21 protein-coding genes are annotated in these 16,951 nt (G+C 65.8%); 14 read left to right on the forward strand and 7 right to left on the reverse strand.

Features of this window, described 5'->3' with window-relative positions:
• Positions 1 to 51 precede the first annotated feature (51 nt).
• The 3 genes from ACK59X_RS12060 to ACK59X_RS12070 form a co-directional block, all read right to left on the reverse strand.
• Positions 52 to 468: a hypothetical protein gene (locus tag ACK59X_RS12060; RefSeq protein WP_409957560.1), complete on the reverse strand. Its 417-nt coding sequence runs from the start codon at positions 466 to 468 to the stop codon at positions 52 to 54.
• Between the two features lie 190 nt (positions 469 to 658).
• Positions 659 to 1,276 (reverse strand): nitroreductase family protein, encoded by a 618-nt coding sequence (locus tag ACK59X_RS12065; protein WP_409957561.1) that lies wholly within the window; start codon positions 1,274 to 1,276, stop codon positions 659 to 661.
• 80 nt (positions 1,277 to 1,356) lie between these two features.
• Positions 1,357 to 2,142 carry an SDR family NAD(P)-dependent oxidoreductase gene (locus ACK59X_RS12070; RefSeq protein WP_409957562.1) on the reverse strand — a complete coding sequence of 262 codons (786 nt, stop codon included), beginning with the start codon at positions 2,140 to 2,142 and terminating at the stop codon, positions 1,357 to 1,359.
• A gap of 109 nt (positions 2,143 to 2,251) precedes the next feature.
• Between ACK59X_RS12070 and ACK59X_RS12075 the strand changes: the two genes are divergently transcribed.
• From ACK59X_RS12075 to ACK59X_RS12105, 7 genes are all read left to right on the forward strand, one after another.
• The gene (locus ACK59X_RS12075) at positions 2,252 to 3,130 is read left to right on the forward strand and encodes a LysR family transcriptional regulator (RefSeq protein WP_409957563.1); all 879 of its coding nucleotides are present in this window, start codon (positions 2,252 to 2,254) and stop codon (positions 3,128 to 3,130) included.
• Between the two features lie 130 nt (positions 3,131 to 3,260).
• Entirely contained in the window at positions 3,261 to 3,665 is a 405-nt protein-coding gene (locus ACK59X_RS12080; RefSeq protein WP_409957564.1) for a DoxX family protein, read from the forward strand.
• Entirely contained in the window at positions 3,662 to 4,282 is a 621-nt protein-coding gene (locus ACK59X_RS12085; protein WP_409957565.1) for a TetR/AcrR family transcriptional regulator, read from the forward strand. The genes ACK59X_RS12080 and ACK59X_RS12085 overlap by 4 nt, the downstream gene beginning before the upstream one ends.
• Before the next feature lie 173 nt (positions 4,283 to 4,455).
• On the forward strand, positions 4,456 to 4,875 hold the full coding sequence (locus tag ACK59X_RS12090; RefSeq protein ID WP_409957566.1) for a hypothetical protein: 420 nt from the start codon (positions 4,456 to 4,458) through the stop codon (positions 4,873 to 4,875).
• Positions 4,876 to 5,556: 681 nt separating this feature from the next.
• On the forward strand, positions 5,557 to 5,850 hold the full coding sequence (locus tag ACK59X_RS12095; protein ID WP_409957567.1) for a hypothetical protein: 294 nt from the start codon (positions 5,557 to 5,559) through the stop codon (positions 5,848 to 5,850).
• Between the two features lie 70 nt (positions 5,851 to 5,920).
• Positions 5,921 to 6,313, forward strand: coding sequence for a hypothetical protein (locus ACK59X_RS12100; protein ID WP_409957568.1), 393 nt, complete (start codon positions 5,921 to 5,923; stop codon positions 6,311 to 6,313).
• A 153-nt stretch (positions 6,314 to 6,466) separates the two neighbouring features.
• Positions 6,467 to 6,784 (forward strand): hypothetical protein, encoded by a 318-nt coding sequence (locus ACK59X_RS12105; protein WP_409957569.1) that lies wholly within the window; start codon positions 6,467 to 6,469, stop codon positions 6,782 to 6,784.
• Between the two features lie 108 nt (positions 6,785 to 6,892).
• Here the strand turns inward: ACK59X_RS12105 and ACK59X_RS12110 are convergent, their stop codons facing one another.
• The gene (locus tag ACK59X_RS12110; protein WP_409957570.1) at positions 6,893 to 7,072 is read right to left on the reverse strand and encodes a hypothetical protein; all 180 of its coding nucleotides are present in this window, start codon (positions 7,070 to 7,072) and stop codon (positions 6,893 to 6,895) included.
• 58 nt (positions 7,073 to 7,130) lie between these two features.
• Between ACK59X_RS12110 and ACK59X_RS12115 the strand changes: the two genes are divergently transcribed.
• Both ACK59X_RS12115 and ACK59X_RS12120 read left to right on the forward strand, forming a co-directional pair.
• Entirely contained in the window at positions 7,131 to 8,582 is a 1,452-nt protein-coding gene (locus ACK59X_RS12115; protein WP_409957571.1) for a DUF2142 domain-containing protein, read from the forward strand.
• Positions 8,583 to 8,702: 120 nt separating this feature from the next.
• On the forward strand, positions 8,703 to 9,326 hold the full coding sequence (locus ACK59X_RS12120; RefSeq protein ID WP_409957572.1) for a BON domain-containing protein: 624 nt from the start codon (positions 8,703 to 8,705) through the stop codon (positions 9,324 to 9,326).
• A gap of 27 nt (positions 9,327 to 9,353) precedes the next feature.
• Here the strand turns inward: ACK59X_RS12120 and ACK59X_RS12125 are convergent, their stop codons facing one another.
• Positions 9,354 to 10,055, reverse strand: a complete 702-nt coding sequence (locus ACK59X_RS12125) for a Crp/Fnr family transcriptional regulator (RefSeq protein WP_409957573.1) — start codon at positions 10,053 to 10,055, stop codon at positions 9,354 to 9,356.
• Between the two features lie 147 nt (positions 10,056 to 10,202).
• On the reverse strand, positions 10,203 to 10,940 hold the full coding sequence (locus ACK59X_RS12130) for a Crp/Fnr family transcriptional regulator (protein WP_409957574.1): 738 nt from the start codon (positions 10,938 to 10,940) through the stop codon (positions 10,203 to 10,205).
• A gap of 314 nt (positions 10,941 to 11,254) precedes the next feature.
• On the opposite strand from ACK59X_RS12130, the gene ACK59X_RS12135 reads away from it, so the two are divergent.
• Genes ACK59X_RS12135 through ACK59X_RS12150 form a run of 4 tightly spaced genes read left to right on the forward strand, consistent with a single transcriptional unit; the run spans position 11,255 to position 15,127 of the window.
• Positions 11,255 to 11,656, forward strand: coding sequence for a hypothetical protein (locus ACK59X_RS12135; protein WP_409957575.1), 402 nt, complete (start codon positions 11,255 to 11,257; stop codon positions 11,654 to 11,656).
• The gene (locus ACK59X_RS12140; RefSeq protein WP_409957576.1) at positions 11,653 to 13,155 is read left to right on the forward strand and encodes an RAD55 family ATPase; all 1,503 of its coding nucleotides are present in this window, start codon (positions 11,653 to 11,655) and stop codon (positions 13,153 to 13,155) included. Before ACK59X_RS12135 ends, ACK59X_RS12140 begins: the two co-directional genes overlap by 4 nt.
• Positions 13,142 to 13,942 carry a diguanylate cyclase domain-containing protein gene (locus ACK59X_RS12145; protein WP_409957577.1) on the forward strand — a complete coding sequence of 267 codons (801 nt, stop codon included), beginning with the start codon at positions 13,142 to 13,144 and terminating at the stop codon, positions 13,940 to 13,942. The genes ACK59X_RS12140 and ACK59X_RS12145 overlap by 14 nt, the downstream gene beginning before the upstream one ends.
• A gap of 60 nt (positions 13,943 to 14,002) precedes the next feature.
• Positions 14,003 to 15,127 carry a sensor histidine kinase gene (locus tag ACK59X_RS12150; protein WP_409957578.1) on the forward strand — a complete coding sequence of 375 codons (1,125 nt, stop codon included), beginning with the start codon at positions 14,003 to 14,005 and terminating at the stop codon, positions 15,125 to 15,127.
• Between the two features lie 198 nt (positions 15,128 to 15,325).
• On the opposite strand, the gene ACK59X_RS12155 is transcribed toward ACK59X_RS12150, so the two are convergent.
• On the reverse strand, positions 15,326 to 16,012 hold the full coding sequence (locus tag ACK59X_RS12155; protein WP_409957579.1) for a PRC-barrel domain-containing protein: 687 nt from the start codon (positions 16,010 to 16,012) through the stop codon (positions 15,326 to 15,328).
• A 247-nt stretch (positions 16,013 to 16,259) separates the two neighbouring features.
• Between ACK59X_RS12155 and ACK59X_RS12160 the strand changes: the two genes are divergently transcribed.
• Positions 16,260 to 16,913, forward strand: a complete 654-nt coding sequence (locus ACK59X_RS12160; RefSeq protein WP_409957580.1) for a BON domain-containing protein — start codon at positions 16,260 to 16,262, stop codon at positions 16,911 to 16,913.
• Positions 16,914 to 16,951 lie beyond the last annotated feature (38 nt).

The raw sequence follows: 16,951 nt of genomic DNA on the forward strand, positions 1-16,951 counted from the left end.
CGGTGCTGGAGCGTTTTCGCCAGTACCGGCTCGGCGACGCCCTTGGCCGCCCTACTGCTTGCCAGCCAGCGACTGGCGCACCGTATCCGTCTTGGCCACCACCGCCTCGGCGCACGCCGCGATGCGCTCCACATCGCAGGTGGCCAGTTGCCGGTCGATCAGGGTGTCCTTGCCGGTGGAAACCCAGCTTGCTGAATAGACGATGGAGCCCGCGTCCTGCGCCGACATGGTGGCGATGCGCACGGTGAGCTGCGCCTTGGCCGCAGGCTCCTTGTAGCGCATGGAGCTGCTCTTGCGGATGCCCTCGGTCACCAAGGCACCGAGGCGCGCGGCCTGCGGGCCGTCGGCCTCGGCCACGACAGCGACGTCGCGCACGGCTGCAGCCGTTTGCGCATGGGCCTGCGGCAGTGAGCCGGCGATGGCGGCGGTGATGGCAATGGCGGCTGCGATTGCATTCTTCTGGATCATTGTGTTCCCTCCCTTTCGAGTCAGGAAGGATAGGCCCCACAGAGCCGTTCACGCGTGGCGCAGGCGCCCTCATTCGTGCAAGTCTTCGTAACAGGCAGCGTTTGCCCCGGCGGCAATCCAGGCCACCCTGCACGGCCCTTGCAACGGCGCGCGGAGAAAGAAGGTCGGCACTTCTGCGCGCGAAGGGGATTCAAACCAGGTGCAGCACTTGATCCACCGCCTGCCGGGGCTTGCGCGGCCAGTTGGTCGGCATGGCCTTGCCGACGGCCAGCAGCAGCACAGGTACCTCATCCGCCTGCAGGCCGAACTCGCGGGCAACCGCCTCGGCATCGAAGCCGATCATCGGGGCCGTGCCCAAGCCTTTGGCCTGGGCCGCCTGGATGAGTGTCGCGGCGCCGAAGGTGGCGGTGCGCACGGCTTCGTCGCGGGAGCGCTGGGGCTGCCCGTCGTAGAGGCTTTTGGCGGCCCCCTGCCAGCCCGGCACCATGTCGGCCGGAAAGAAGCCCGCAGACACCGCCGGAGCCAGGCGCTCGGCGAGGCTCTGGAAGTCGGGCATCTTGCCGACGACGATGAAGGTCACCGCCGCGTCGGTGATCTTCGCCTGGTCCCAGGAGATCTTGCGCAGGCGGGCCTGCGCGTCGGGGGTTCGCACGGCGATGAAGCGCCAGTTCTGCAGGTTGAAGGAGCTGGGCGCCAAGGTGGCGAGCCGCACGAGTTCAGTGATCTCCGCGTCCTGGAGGCGGTGGGTGGGATCGAACAGGTTGGTGGTGCGCTGGGCTTCGATGGCGCGGATGACGGCTTCAGACATGGTTTTCTCCATTGAAAGGACGAAGGAATACCGAAGCGCGCCCGGTGCGCCGCTTCGATGGCGTGAGAAAGGGGTGGGAGCTAGACAATGCTGTCGACGACACCGCCGTCGACGCGCAGTGCAGCACCTGTCGTGGCCGAGGCCTGCTCGGAGCTGACGTAGATCACCATGTTGGCCACCTCGTCCACATGGGCTGCGCGGCGGATGATGGAAGAGGACCGGTGGGTCGCAATGAAGTCGGCCGCGACCTGTTCGAGGGAGGCGCCGGTGCGCTGCACTTCGGCCTGGAACATCTCTGCAACCCCCTCCGACAGGGTCGGCCCTGGCAGGACGGCATTGACCGTGACCCCCGTGCCGGCCAGGCGCTTGGCCAGGCCGCGGGACACGGCCAGTTGCGCCGTCTTGGTGAAGCCGTAATGCACCATGTCCGACGGAATGTTGAGCGCGGACTCGGACGATATGAAGACGATGCGGCCCCAGCCGCGCTGCACCATCCCCTGCGCATACTGCCGGGACAGCCGCACGCCGGACATCACGTTGGTCTGGAAGAAGCGGTCCCACTCGCTGTCGGGTGTTTCAAAGAAGTCCTGGGGTCCGAACACCCCCAGGTTGTTCACCAGGATGTCGAAATCCGCATGTTCTTGCCGAAGGCGATCGGCAGCCTGTGGCTGGGACAGGTCGCCCACGAAGCCAGAGGCCCGCGCGTTGCCCCCCAGCCGCTCGAGCGCCGCGTCTACGCCCTCCTGGGTGCGGCCATTGATGACCACCGTGGCCCCGGCATCGAGAAAGCCGCGTGCAGTGGCCAGGCCGATGCCGTGGGTCGAGCCGGTCACCAGAACCTTGCGGTTTTTGAATTGGATGTGCATGTTGTGGACGCCAGGGGCGCTATGGGTAGAAGGTGCATCCATGGTATTTACCTGCCTTCTGGCGCACAATCCATCCAACTTGCAAATTACTTTTTGAGAAAATCAAAAAATGGATCGCATCGATGCGCTGCGCCTGTACGTGGCGGTGGCCGAGAGTGGTAGTTTTTCGTCCGTCGCCCGGCAGCGGTCGATTGCCGTGTCCACGGTGAGCCTGGCGGTGAACCAGTTGGAGCTGGAATTCCAGACGCGGCTCATGGCGCGCTCGACCCGCCAGCTCGCGCTCACGCATGAGGGCGAAGTGCTGCTTGGCGATGCACGGCGCATCGTTGCCGAGTGGGATGCAAGCCTGAGCGGGCTGGGGCAGGACCGCGTGCTTTCAGGCCCCATTCGACTGACGTCGACCAACGACTTCGGCCGGGCGCAGTTGCTGCCGCTGCTGGACGCCTTCCAGGCCCAGCATGGCGAGGTGTCGCTCACCCTGCTGCTGAGCGACAGCAACCTCGATTTGATCGAAGACCACATCGATGTGGCCCTGCGCTATGGCCCCTTGCCGGATTCGGGCTACCGCGCGCGGCTGCTGATGCCTGGCAGGCGCCTGGTCTGTGCCACCCCGGCCTACTGGGACAGCAGGGGCCGCCCGCGCCACCCCAGCGAACTGGCCGACCACAACTGCCTGGTGCTGGCGCGCCCCGGCGCGCCGCTGGTGGCCTGGCCGTTCCGGGAGGACGGCCGCCTGTTTCACGTCAAGGTGCGGGGCGACCGCCAAGGCAGCGATGGCGACCTGCTCAGGTACTGGGCCAACCAGGGCATCGGGGTGACCTTCAAGAATTCCTGCGACGTGAAGAAGGAGCTTGAGGACGGTACGCTGGAGCGGGTGCTGGAGGATTTCGACGCCGGGCCGGTGGATCTGTACGCCGTGCACCAGGGTGGATTCCCAAGCCGCCGCGTGACTGCCCTGCTCGACTTTCTGGCCCAGGCGCTGGCATAGCCTCTGCCATGGCGGAGCAAGGCGTAGCGGATGGAAATGCCCTGGGGCCACAACGGCAATTTTCCATACTATTCAGTCTGCAAATTAATTGCTAGACTTTACAGTCTGTTAAATCAACTTGCCTATCGCCATGACAACCCTTGCATCTGCTATCGTCGACAGCCCCCTCAGCGCACTTCTGGCACGCACCGTCCTCAACAAGTTGTTCTGGATGGCGGGCTTGTATGGGGTGTTCAACTTCAGCGCCATCGTGCAGGAAATGGTCAACGAAAAACTCCCCGTTCCCATGGCATTCGCAGTGGCGACCATTGCGACCCAGATCCTGGGCTCTGCCCTGGTCATCACCAATTTCCAGGGCCTTGGGTGGGTGGGCGCCATGGGACTGGCGGTGTTCACGCTGCTGACCATTCCCTTTGGGCATGCGTTCTGGACGTTCGACGAGCCCCGCAAGACCGCCGAGTTCCACATTGCGCTGGAACACATCACCGTCGCTGGCGGGCTGCTGCTGGCGGCGATCTACCTGGCCAAGCGATGACCGAACCTGTCGGCAAGCGAGGGCGCCCCAAGGACGGAGCCAAGCGGCAAGCCATTCTGGACGCCGCCCGACGGCTGTTCCTCGAACGCGGCGTGGAGGTCACGACCGACGAGGTGGTGGCCAGCGCGGGCGTGGCGAAAGCGACTCTGTACGCGAACTTTGCCGACAAGAACGAGCTGATCGAAGCGGTCATCCAAAGGGAATCGGCCGCCATCATTGCCGACAGCATCGTTCACGAGGACCTTGGGTTCACCGAGCGGCTGGAGTTGTTTGGCGAGCGCTATGTACGCTTTGGCCTCGACAAGGACATCGCCGGGTGGGACCGGCTCATCGCACACGGTGCGCGCAACGACCCGACACTGCCCAACCGGTTCTTCGATGCAGGCCCGGGCCGTTGGCACGCCCTGCTGATGCAGCTCCTGGAGTCGCCAGACGCCAGGCGGGAGCTGTCGATATGCGACACGAGCCAGGCGGCTGCCGACCTGTCAGGGCTCTGGCTGGGATTGATCGGCCTGCAAGTGCGGCTGGGTGCCGCGGCGTTGCTGAGCCCCACCGACATCACGCGGCGCGTGCGGCACGGTATCGCGGTCTTCCGCTCGCACTACCGGCGGGCGTAGGCGAGGCCTGCCCTGGGGTGGCAGTGCCGCAGCCTGAGGCGCCGGTGACGTGGATGTGCCGGCCAGTCCACTGAACCGGCCTTCGGCAAAAACTTCACACCCACTTCATAGGGATGGCGAGACGGCACGCAACAATCGTGCACCATCCACGGAACATTCGCCGCCTCGCAGCCATGCCAGCACTGCCCCGCCCCTTTCTTGCCCGTTTCACCCAGGCCGTGCTGGCAGGATCGGCCGTGGCGCTGCTGGTGCCCTTGCTGGCCGTGGTGATCGAGTTCGCCTCGCTGCCCTTGCTGCTGCCCGACGGCACACCCGACGACGGCTACACGCGCACCATCTCCACAACCCTGATGGCCTGGCCTGTGCTGTACCTGGCGGTCGCGATACTCCATGCGGCGCTGTTCTACCTGCTGGCACGGCTGGGCCTGCTGCGCTGGCCGGTGGCAACAGGCCTGCCGGCGGCCCTGGTGGGCGCAGGTCTGCTTGCCCTGGGGGCCGGGGTGCTGGCATCCACGGCGGTTGCGGCGTCGTTCGCAGCCGGGGGCCTGGTGGTGTGGCGGATCGCGGTGCCCAGGGTGCGGGGAGCAAGGTAGCAGGCCACAGGCAGGTCAGCGGGTAAGCAGGCAGGCTATCGGGGCACAGCGGACCTGGCCCGAAGCCTGGGTGCGACAGCTTCCACACGGCGCGCGCCGGGCACTGGCGGCAGCGCCGCCCCAGTCCAGTACCACGCCCGTCAGGTCGCAGAGGTAGCCACGCGCGTCGATGGCCCTCGGTACAGCGGACAGCAGCCTTGCATTGCCGAGCGCTTGGAGCCGCGCGATCTGCTCTGCCAGAAATGCCTGCTCGCGCAGGCGCTCCAGGATCGCTGGCTCCAACAGAGCTACTCGGTGGATTGATTGGTATCCAAAAGTGTCCAGCGGCCCGCTCAGCCAGGGCCTGGCGCAGTTGCGCAAGGGCAGGATCGCGGCAGAAAGGCGCGGGCATACGGTGTCTGCGGTGGGTTGCACACGGTCCCCGAAGGGTCGCCGCATCACCCATTTGCGTGCTGCCCTTGCGGCCCGAATCTCGCCACAATGGCCCGCACATCCACTTTGGCCCTTGCGCTGGCGCACTCTGTCCATGCTGTCGATCACCCCCGCCGTCCCTCTGGCTGCCCCGCCCGCCACCATGCACTGTCGAAGGCCTTGCGGCAACGTGAGCGGGGGCCTGCGCTGCGTGCCGGGCCTGGACTGTGCCCGCCATGGAAGGTAACGACATGTACCACTGCAAGACCCTTGAACTTCGCGGCCTCGCCTGCGTGGCTGTGGATGCCGCGGCCCGACTGGTGGGCGCCGCGGCTGTCCGTGGCGCTGGCGTTCGGGCTGGCCTGCGCAGCCCTGCTGGCGCCCAGCCTGTGGCACCTGCTGTCCATGCTGACATCCATGAGGCCGCTGGTGCTGGCGTCCACCGTGCTGGATTGCGCCAAGTTGCTCTTCATGCTGCCGCTGCTGACCTGGCTGATGCTGCAGGTGCGGCGACAGCAGCCGCCGCCCCCACCCGCTCCGCCAGCCGAGGCCTTCGCCACCTGAACACGTGCAGGCGCCTGCGCCCAGGCGCGCCTGCTCACCGTTGGAACCGAACACCATTCGACCCGCACCCATGAAGCTCTCCGAACTGCGAATCGCCAGCCTGGAGTTCGCCCTGAGCGCCACCCTTCCCCTGGGCGTCTGGCTCGTTCTTCTGTCGCCAGAGGCCTTTTCCGGCGAGTCCTTCCTGCGCAGCGCCGGTGCCTTCCTGAGCTATGCCTTCACCGACGCCGAAGTCTCGCCCTCGGAGAGGGTGCGCTACATCCTGCTGGCGGTGTTGCCGGCCATGCTGGTGCTGCTGTCCGTCGTGACGTGGCGGCAGGCCAGCTTGAAGGGGCGGTGCGAGTTCTGGTGCATCTACCTGGGGTGGGTGGCCACGGTCATTGCACTGGCGCTGTTCTACTGGCCTTCGGCCATCGCCTGCGCCATGGCGATGTACCACGCGGGCAAGCGCCCTGCAGACTGACAGATGGTGCAGCCCCTGAGCCGCTTCGCGCCTCGCTGCGTCCGCCAGAGGCAGCCGAGCTTCGGACACGCCCAAGCCTGGGCAGACAGGCTTTGAGCCACGGAGATTCACCGCTTTTTCTTCTCCACCCGCAACCTCCACCCACTGCGCACCATGGCATTTGACTTCATTGCCGGCAACGGCCCCCAGGTCAGGAACCCGGCCCACCATGTGGGCAGCATCGACCACCATGAGCTGCCGGCGATCCTGCGCCTGCTTGCGCATGCCGATTCCTTTTTCCTGCACCGGATCTTCGGCCTCTACGAGGACCAGACGTTCTCGGCGCAGGAGGTCGAGCAGGCGCTCTCGCACCTGGTGCCGCTGCTGGCCCACCCGCTGGAGAGCGATGACCGGACCTTGCTGCACAAGCTCATCGCGGTGCTGGCGTATGCCAAGGTCACGCAGCAGCCGCTGCATGGCGTGGCGGACTGAGCCGTTTGCGCGCGGCCCTGCCCGCGCCTGCCACAGCGCGCACGGTCCGGGCACCACCAGGACGTGACGGGAATCACCGCTAATTACCCGGCCGCGCTACACAATGGTTTACTTTTCAATGGCCTGATGCATCCCTGTCGGGGTGCCGTTTTCGCCCTCTTCCATTTCTGATCGCACCCGGCGATGGATATCCATCGCCCTGAATTTCCGCAGCCCTTTTTTCTTCCACGGTGATGGAGGCGGGGATGGCCATGGCCGGCTGAAAGGCGCAGGCGTTGCATCGGGCATGGCGGCGGTTTATCGAAGCACAAGAACCAACTATCCAAATAGAGCAGGGAGATAAGCAATGCAAGCAACCCCATTGGGCGCCCCCCGATTACCTCAGGCCGCAAGGCCTGGCCGCGCGACGTGGCGCTCGTTACAAGTCGGATTACTGTGCCTGGCCTTTCTTCTGGCCTGTGCAATGGCGCGCCTGATTCCCGCCTTTCAATCCCCGGACGAGGTGGTTCACCTTTTCCGTGCCGATATGATCGGAAACGGCCAATTGATGCTGGAAAAACCCGCGCCGCAGGCACCGGGTTACAGCGGTGGTTATGCAGACCAGCACCTCGTGTATTTTGCGAAATGGATGGCCAGGATCGCGGGTGCCAACAAGGAAGGGCTTTCTCCCGCCTGGCTCATGGAGCAGGCCTCGCAGCACGGGTGGGCCAATGGAAGGGAGTTCGTGGACGTGGCCGGCACGGCCTATTACATACCGCTGATCTACCTGCCGCATGCCATTGGCCTTGCGGTGTCGCGCCATATGGACTGGTCGATGCGGGCCAGCTACGACTTCACGCGCGCCATGGTGACATTCACCGTGCTGGCCCTGCTGGCCTGGGCCTGGCACCTGCTGCCGCCCAACCTGCTGGTGCGCGCGCTGGTGCTGATGCCGATGTCGGTGTTCCAGATCCTGTCGCCGACCATCGATGGCCTGTGCGTTGCCATCACGCTGGTGCTCGGGGGTCTGGCCATCGCGGAGTACCAGGCGCAGGACCGGGGCGGCGCCACGCCGCCCAACCGCTGGCGGTTTGCGCTGATCGTGCTCCTTACCTTCGTGCTGGTCACTTCGCGCACCAACCTGCTGCCGCTGCTGGCGATCCCGCTGCTGCTGCTGTGCCAGCGCTTTTCGTGGCCCCGGCTCGCCGGCTTCGTGCTGCTGTGCGCGGTCAGCCTGGGCTGGACGCTGTTCGTGCTGCTGACCACGGTGGATGGGCGCCTCGTGCGATCGCACTCCACGCTGCAGCTCGTGCGGATCTACCTGGAGGATCCGCTGTACTTCCTGGGCCTGGTCGGCAGCACGCTGGCGCATCCGGACAAGGGGCCCTTTCTTGCCTACTCGTTCATCGGCATCCTGGGCTGGCTCGACACCTTCATCCCCAAGCCCGCGATGCGGGGCATCTGGGCCGTGCTGGCCATGCTGGCGCTGCTGGTCACGGTCTATGCGCAGCGCGAGGAGCGGCAGTACACCCTGCTGCGCGCCGTTCTGGCGGGCTGCGCCATCATCAGCACGCTGCTGGCCTTCTTTGCCATTGCGGTCACCTGGAACGACCATCCCGTGCCGGTCATCTCGGGCGTGCAGGGGCGGTACTTCATCATGCCGGCCCTGCTGTTCGCGCTGGCGATCGGGCCGCTGGAACACCAGCGCACGCCCATGCAGCAGGCCACGGAGTTCGGGGTGACCGGCGCGGTGGCGGCGTACTTTCTGCTGGTGCTGGGGGTCACTTTGTATGGCCGCTATCAGTTGCCGGCATTTTGACGCGTGCCGGCACAGGCGCCCTTGCGCGCTGCGCGCGCTCGCGAACGGACGCTGGTGTGAGCCAGTGTGACACTGGCCCCATGGTTGCCGCTGGCAGCCGCTGCCGCGAGGGCCTTTGCCATGTTGAACACCACCGTTTTCCGAGTGGGCGCCTGCCTGGCAGGCGCCATGGTTGGAGTGCTTCTTCTGGTGGCCGTTCCTGGTTTCCAGTGGGGCCATGGTACGGCACTGGTGCCGCCAGACATTGCCCCCGTCGAGGTTGCGCAGGGCGATGGGGTGCTCAAGGCCCGCATCGAGGCCTCCCTGCGTCTTTCCCCGGTGGTGGGCAGCACGCGTATCACCGTGGATGTGGCCAAAGGCGCCGTGCTGCTCAGCGGGCCGATGGATGACCCAACACAGGCACAGCTGGCGCTGTTCGTCGTGGCCAATATGCCCGGCGTCATCAGGGTCGAAAGCATCCTGTCCACGCGCGCGCAGGACCAGGCATCCGATGCCGCGCAGCGCGACGTTCTCGATGTCGAGGCAGCCAGGGCGGGCTTCCTGCGCAACGGAACACTTGGGCAGGCCGAGCGCCCCGGCGGATCAGAGCCTACCCCCTTGCAGGCTCCGCCTGGAAGCGAAACCGGTAAAGCCAGCCGCCTCGCAGACAGCGCCAGAGCAAGCCACGCCACCGGAATCCGGGCCATGGTGCATGGCGCCTTGGGCATCGCATCCGTGCATGATGAACAGCCGGTCAAGCGCTGACCCGGCGGGATGCCGCCCCGGCTGCTGTCACGCTGCCACCCCCATCAGTTCGGTGTAGATGGCCTTGTCGGCGGCATAGCAGCTGCAGGCCTGGGCCTGCATTCCCCTGCGGTCCAGTACCGTCATCTCGCCCCGGCGGTAAGAGATGAGGCCGCTGTTCTGCAGCTCACCGGCAGCCACCGTGACGCCCACGCGGCGCACGCCCAGCATCAAAGCCAGAAACTCCTGGGTGACGTGAAAGCAGTTCGTGCCCGCGCGGTCCTGGCTCATCAGCAGCCAGCGCGCCAGGCGCGGGCGGATGGTGTGGTAGCGCTCGCATGCAGAGGCCATCGCCTGCTGGTGCAGCCGTACCAGCACGCTGGCCTGCAGCAGCCGCAGCAATGCGGGGTTGGTGGTCGTCTCCATGCGCAGCGCGGCGGCGCCGATGCGCCAACTGGCACCTGCGCCCTGCACCAGTGCCCGCCAGGGGGTGCCAGCGGCACCCAGAATGAGCTCGGCCCCGAGCATGGCCTCGCGCCCTACCATGCCCACCTCCAGCGAGGGGTGCCGGTCTACCCCCACCACCAGCGAGACAAACCCCTCGCGCGGAAAATAGGCATGGCTCAGAGGGCTGCCTGGCGCGCTCAGTTCCGCCGACAGGGTGAGTTCGAACGACTCGCACTGCGCCAGCAGCTTCTCGCGTGCGGCCTGGGGAAGGCGCTCTATCAGTTGGTTTTCGGTGGATGCCATGGCCTTGGGTCTCGGGTCGTTCGGCACCTGAAAGGGGTAGGTACCGCCCGCCCCTGTGCGAGCCGGGGCTTCGGACAGTGGGCAGATGGCCAGTGTGGGAGCCGCAGCGGCGGTTGACTGTCTGGCAGCGCACATAGCCGCAGGCCCTCAGGTGGCAGTGGTGCCGGGCAGCAGCCGGTCGTACTCCCTTTTGACGACGGCATAGCATTCGCAGGTGCGTGCTTCGAGCCCAGGGCGGTCCAGCACGCTGATGTGCCCCCGCGAGTAGCTGATCAGCGCGGACTTTTGCAGCTTGAGCGCAGCCTCGGTCACGCCCTCGCGCCGCACGCCCAGCATGTTGGCGATCAGTTCCTGCGTCATCACCAGCTGGTTGCCCTGCAGGCGGTCCAGGCTCAACAGCAGCCAGCGGCACAGTTGCTGGTCCAGCGAATGGTGGCGGTTGCACACGGCCGTCTGCGCCATCTGGGTGATCAGGGCCTGGGTGTAGCGCAGCATCAGGTGCATGACCGGGCCCGAACGCGCGAACTCCTCCTTGACCACGTCGGCCCGCAGCCGAAAGCCCGAGCCCGCGCTTTGCACCACGGCGCGGCTCGGGGTGGAGCCGCCGCCCATGAAAATGGAGATGCCCACCACGCCTTCGAACCCCACCACGGCGATTTCCGCCGAAGCTCCGTCCTCCAGCACGTAGAGCAACGAGACGATGGCATTGGTGGGAAAGTACACGTACGGTGTCTTGCCCCCCGACTCATAGAGCACCTCTCCCAGCGGCAGTTTCACCGGCTCAAGCTCCGGCAACCAACGCAGCCACTCGTCCCTGGGCAGGGCCGCCAGCAACTGGTTGCGCAGGGCAGCATGGGGCGGCAAGGTCACGGGCACTCCGTTCATCGGTGGATTCGGCGGGCGGCAGGCTCAAGCAGGTATGCACAAGCCTGCGCATGGAAGAACACGAGGGTGGCTGATCGGCCCGCCCTGGTCTGTACGGTATCGCACATAGTGACCGCACGCGAGCATTCCTTTGCCGCCAGGCAAACGCCTTGGGGCCATGGAGTTTGCGCTGCGTGGCCCTTGTGTGCGACAGCGCACGGACACAGCGCTGCAGCAATGCCACCGTGCGGAGACCGCCGTGCAGCGATGGCGGCCTTCCTTGAAAAATAAAGCCGCGCGCCGGCAAGCCAGGACATCCGTGAAAGCCCCGCCGTATGCAGCAGCCTACCGAACCGGAAAAACAAGCCGCAGAGCGGGCCCAGCGCGTTGCCGAGGCCGCCGTGGCCCGCTGGGAAAGCATTGTCGAGATCCTGACCCCCATCCTGGGGCAACGGGGAGTGGCCGCCCTGTACCGCCGGACCTTGAGCCTGGCGGGCGGCCTCCATCCCTGCCTGGTGCAGGCGCAGGAGAGCGACGACCCGGTGAACTTCAAGCGCCTGCGGCGCGTGCTCGCGCAACAAGCTCCGGAGGTCGCGGCTGCCGCCACCGACGCTTCGCTGCAAACCTTCCGCGGGCTGCTGGACAGCCTGATTGGAAGCGCCCTCGCCCAGCGGCTGCTGGGCTCCGAATGGTCACCCCTCTTCAGCGGCCCGCCCGCGCAGGACTCCAAGACATGACGAGCAAAGTGACGATCAGGCAGCTTGCGACCGGCGTTCCCGGCCTGGACGAGGTGCTGGGTGGCGGACTGTCGGAGTTCTCCTTCAACCTGATTGCCGGCCAGCCTGGTGCCGGCAAGACCACGCTGGCGCACCAGATCATGTTTGCGCTGGCGACGCCCGAGCATCCGGCCCTGTATTTCACGGTGCTGGGCGAGCCGCCGCTGAAAATGCTGCGCTACCAGCAGCAGTTCGGGTTCTTCGACAGCGAGAAGGTGAACAACGCGATACGGTTCATCAATCTGTCCGATGCCACGGTGGAGGGCGATCTGGACACCGTGCTGTGGCGCATTACCGAGGAGGTGCAAAAGCAGAACCCGGCGCTGGTCTTTGTGGACTCATTCCGTTCCGTGGTCCTTTCCAACCAGGTGCTGGGCAAGTCCCAGTCCGAGCTGCAACTGTTCGTGCACCAGCTGGGCATGCTGATGACGAGCTGGCAGGCCACCACCTTTCTGATCGGCGAGTATTTCAATGAAAAGGACGCCAACCCGGTGTGCACCGTGGCCGATGGCTTGTTCTGGCTGCGGCAGAGCGTGCAGCGCAACTCCATGGTGCGAAAGCTGGAGATACTCAAGATGCGCGGCCAGTCCACGCTGCCGGGCCTGCACACCTTCCGCATCGACCACGGTGGCATCCGCGTCTTCGCGCCCGTGGGGCAGGAGTTGCAAAGCCGCAATGCGCCACCGCTGCAGGCGGGCCAGGCCAGCCGCCTGTCCATCGGCGTGCAGGAACTCGATACCATGCTGGGCGGGGGCCTGCCGCGCGGCTACTCGGTGCTGGTGGCCGGGCCTTCCGGCTCGGGCAAGAGCATCCTGGCGGGCGCCTTCCTGGCCGAAGGCGCCCGGCAGGGAGAAACCGGGGTGATCGCCGCCTTCGAGCAGCATCCCAGCGGCTCGCGCAACCCGGTGGTGGCAGCGCTCATCGAACAAGGCAAGGTCGGCATCGTGGACAGCCGCGCGCCCGACCTGTCCATCGACGAGATCGTGCACCTGCTTACCGCCGAGATCGCGCGGCTGAACGCCACCCGGGTCGTCATCGACTCGCTCTCGGGCTTCGAGCTGGCGCTGGCGCCCACGTTCAGGGACGACTTTCGCGAGTCGCTGTCGCGCATGGTCACCGCGCTGGCCAGCACCGGGGTCACGGTGCTCATGACGTCGGAGCTGGAAGACCGCTACACCGACCTGCGCTTCAGCCCCTATGGCACTGCTTTCCTGACCGATGCCATCATCGTACAGCGCTACACCGAGATCGACAGCCGCCTGCGCCGCCTGATCGCGGTCGTGAAGATCCGAGCGAGCGCGCATTCCGATGAAATGCGGCTGTTCAGCATCGGTGACGATGGCCTGCGCATCGGCGAGCGGCTGGCCGGCCATGAAGGACTGCTGGGCGGGCGCCCCACGCGCCAGCATGCAGCGGCCACGGTGCGCGAACGCGGAATGCCTGCCAATGCCGCCGCCTGACACGCTGCCAGCCGCGCCGGCCGAACAGGCCGCACCGATGGCCCAGGCCCTCGCACTGGTTGCGACCGACCTGCGCACGGCCTCGCAGGAGCTGACCGAGCTGCTGCTGCAGATCGACAACGCGCGCCACCTGCTGGCAGACCTGCACACGGAGCTGCAGGACGCCAAGGCGCTGGCCGAAGCCGGCACCAGCCAGAACCTGGTGGAAGCCAATGCGCACCTGGTCATCACGGCCTTGCAGAGCCAGGCGGATACCGAGCAGGCCACGCAGGAGCTGAGCGAGCTGTCGCGCGCGGCGGAGCTCGACGGGCTCACCCAGTTGGCCAACCGTGCCCTGCTGCACGACCGCTTCCACAAGGCCATGGCCCACGCCAGGCGGCACCATACGCGCCTGGGCCTGTTGTTCATCGACCTGGACAAGTTCAAGTCCATCAACGACACCCTGGGCCACGCGACCGGGGACCTGGTGCTGCAGCAAGCCGCCCGCTGCATGGAGGCGTCCATCAGGGACGTGGACACGGTCAGCCGCTACGGCGGGGACGAGTTCGTGATCCTGCTGGCGGACATTGCGGAAATCGCGGATGCCATCCTCGTGTCGAACAAGGTGGCGGCGGCCATCGCCGTGCCGATGGCCCTGGGAACCGAACGGCTGGTGGTCTCCGCCAGCATTGGCGTGTGCGTCTACCCGGACGATGGCCTGCGGCTCGATGACCTGTTGGTCTGCGCGGATGCGGCCATGTACCGCGCAAAAAAAGTCAAAGAGCACGAATCACCACCCCTGCCCTGAGGGCCCGGGATGCGCGGCGCGGGCCAATCCATCCACACCTTGCTTGATCCGGAGGTTTCCATGCACCGTTTCCTGTCCAGCAACCGCAACGAATTGATCGCGCGGTGCAAGCGCAAGGTGGCCGAGCGCCCCCAGCGCCAGGCCACCGACCAGCAACTGGCCCATGGCGTTCCCCTGTTCCTGGACCAGCTTACCCGCACACTCGCAGCGGAGAACGATGACGATGCCGCGACGAGCACAGCCATCTCGGGCCCGTCGGGCGGCGACGCGCTGGCATTGTCCGAAATCGGCGTGAGTGCCACCGCGCATGGCAAGGAGCTGCTGCAGTTGGGCTACACCGTTGACCAGGTGGTTCACGACTACGGCGACCTGTGCCAGGCCATCACCGACCTGGCGTTCGAGCAGAATGCTCCCTTTGCCGTGGTGGAGTTTCGCACCTTGAACCGGTGCCTGGACAACGCCATTGCCGATGCCGTGACAGAGTTCAGCCTGCAGCGCGACGCACAGCTGTCCGCGCAACAGCTCGCGGGCGAGAAGCAGCGGCTCGGATTTCTGGTGCATGAGCTACGCAACTCCCTGGGCACGGCCACCCTGGCCGTGCGAGCGCTGGAGCTGGGCAACATGGCCATCAACGGCGCCACCGGCGCGGTGCTCAAGCGCAGCCTGTCCACGCTTGGGCTGCTGATCAGCAGGGCAACGGCCGAGGTGCGCGGCGAGGGACATGGCCAGCGCCAGTTTTTTTCCGTCGCAGCGTTCATATCCGACGTCGAACTGGCCGCTCGCCTGGACGAGGGCCTCAAAGGCGCGGCCCTGGAGGTCCGTGCCGTGGACCCTGCGCTGGCGGTCAAGGCCAACCGCGAGCTGCTGCATGCCGCGCTGGCCAACCTGCTGCAGAACGCGTTCAAGTTCACGCACGAGAACACTGTGGTGACCCTGACCGCCCATGCGTTCGGCGAGCATGTCCACATGGATGTCGAGGACCACTGCGGTGGGCTGCCCGCAGGCGGTGCCGCCAGGATGTTCATTCCGTTCCGGCAGAACGACGACAGCCGAGCCGGCCTGGGGCTGGGCTTGTCCATTGCCCGCCAAAGCATCGAGGCTGACCATGGCACCCTGACGGTGCGCGATGTTCCGGGCTCAGGCTGCGTCTTCACCATTTCGCTGCCCCGCCATTGCATGCCATAGGCCAGGCTGGCCGAGCGGCTTCCGGCGGCCAGCCTGGCCCAGCATGGTGGCCCTTCAAGGATGGATGCACTGCGCCCTGGACAGCGCGCCCTCCCGCAGTCCATGTCCTACGCGGCTGGGCAGTGCCGGCACGCTGCGCCTTGGCTACCCCGCCCCAGCAAGGCACGCGCCATCGCAGATGGATGGTTCAGCCGCCCCTCATCCGGCGGCCGAATCAATGGACTTGCGCAGGCGTGCTGTCGCCGCGCTGACGCGCGCTTCGAAATCCTTCCATCGGGCTGCGGTGGCCTGCTTCATCTCGGTCAGACTGTCCTGTGCCGATTGCACATCATCCTGAAGGGCGGATATGTCCTGGTTGATCTTGGCCTTGGCGTCCGTTGCAGCAACGCCGGCTTTCCGTTCCAGATCCGCTACGGCCGCTCTGCCCCTGGCAATGTCCTTGTCCGCATCGGCGAGAAACTGGTCGCGTTTGCTTGTGTCGTTGGCATACCTGAATTCGGGCATGGAGCGGATAGAGTCTTTCGTCGCGCCGGCCATCACCAATTTACCGGCGTGGTCTTGGATCCGGGAGACGGGGATCGCGACGTCGTGCCGCCCAATGCCCACAAAGCCTCCGGCGCTGACGATGATGTACGAGACGTTCCTTTCGGGAGAAATGATCAGGTCGTCCACCTTGCCCACCTTCTTTCCTGCATCGTTGTAGATGGTCTTTCCCATGAGCGTCCGCTTGACGCTCCAGCCCCTTGCAAGCTGTACCGACTCCGTTACCGTGGCATCCAGCGTCGTGGTTGCGCCTGCGACCTGCGGCCAGGCGGGTGTGGCCATGCAAAGCGCGCCACATGCAGCCAGGGCCGCCATGGCCAGGGGGGATAGTTGAATCTTCATGGTGATTTCCTCGTGTGTTGGCTTCCAGTGGGCGAAAGCAATTCGGATGCGCCACTCAACACGTTTGTAGGTACTTCGGAATGCCCCGTCTGTTCGGCAACGCACCTCCGTCGGCTGCCGTGGAGCGGCGACCACGAATCGCTCACAGGCACGCTTTTCCGCGTGGCCCGGGGGTTCGCCACCGCACAGACCGCAAGCCCCAGATGGTGGCAAGCTCAATGCCCACTCAACGAATTGAAAGCAGCGCATGAAAACCGATAGCCAACTGCAGCGGGACGTGAGCGCGGAACTGCAATGGGAGCCCTCCATTCGAGCCGAGCACATCGGGGTGGAAGTGAAGGACGGCGTGGTCACGCTGGCAGGCCAGGTGGACTCCTACATAGAGAAGTGCAACGCAGAACGCGCGGCACAGCGCGTATCGGGGGTCCATGCCATGGCAACGGAACTCAAGGTGCAGCTGCCAGACGATAGCCAGCGGTCTGACGCGGCGATTGCCGGTGCGGCCCAACAAGTCCTCGATTTGACCTCATCGGTCCCCACCAATGCCGTCAAAGTGCTCGTGGAAAACGGCTGGATCTCGTTGACGGGCACGGTTGACTGGCACTACCAGCGTCGCGCAGCGGCTGCTGCGGTGAGGCACCTCACCGGCGTCATCGGTGTGAGCGACAAGATCGCACTCAAGCCATGGTTGACGGCAAGCGCAGTCCGGTCGGACATCGAGGCAGCGTTGATGCGCTCGTCGATCTCCGACGCAAGAAAGATCACGGTCAGGCTGCATGGAGCCGAGGTCACGCTGGCAGGAACCGTCAATAGCTGGGCAGACCGTGCCATCGCCACCAATTCGGCGTGGGGTACGCCGGGAGTGAGCAGCGTTGTGGACAAGCTGAGCCTGGCGTACTGATCGCTGCGTCGCAATCAGAAAGCCCGGTGCATGCGGCA

The organism is Acidovorax sp., from assembly GCF_046339755.1.
Lineage (GTDB): Bacteria > Pseudomonadota > Gammaproteobacteria > Burkholderiales > Burkholderiaceae_C > Acidovorax.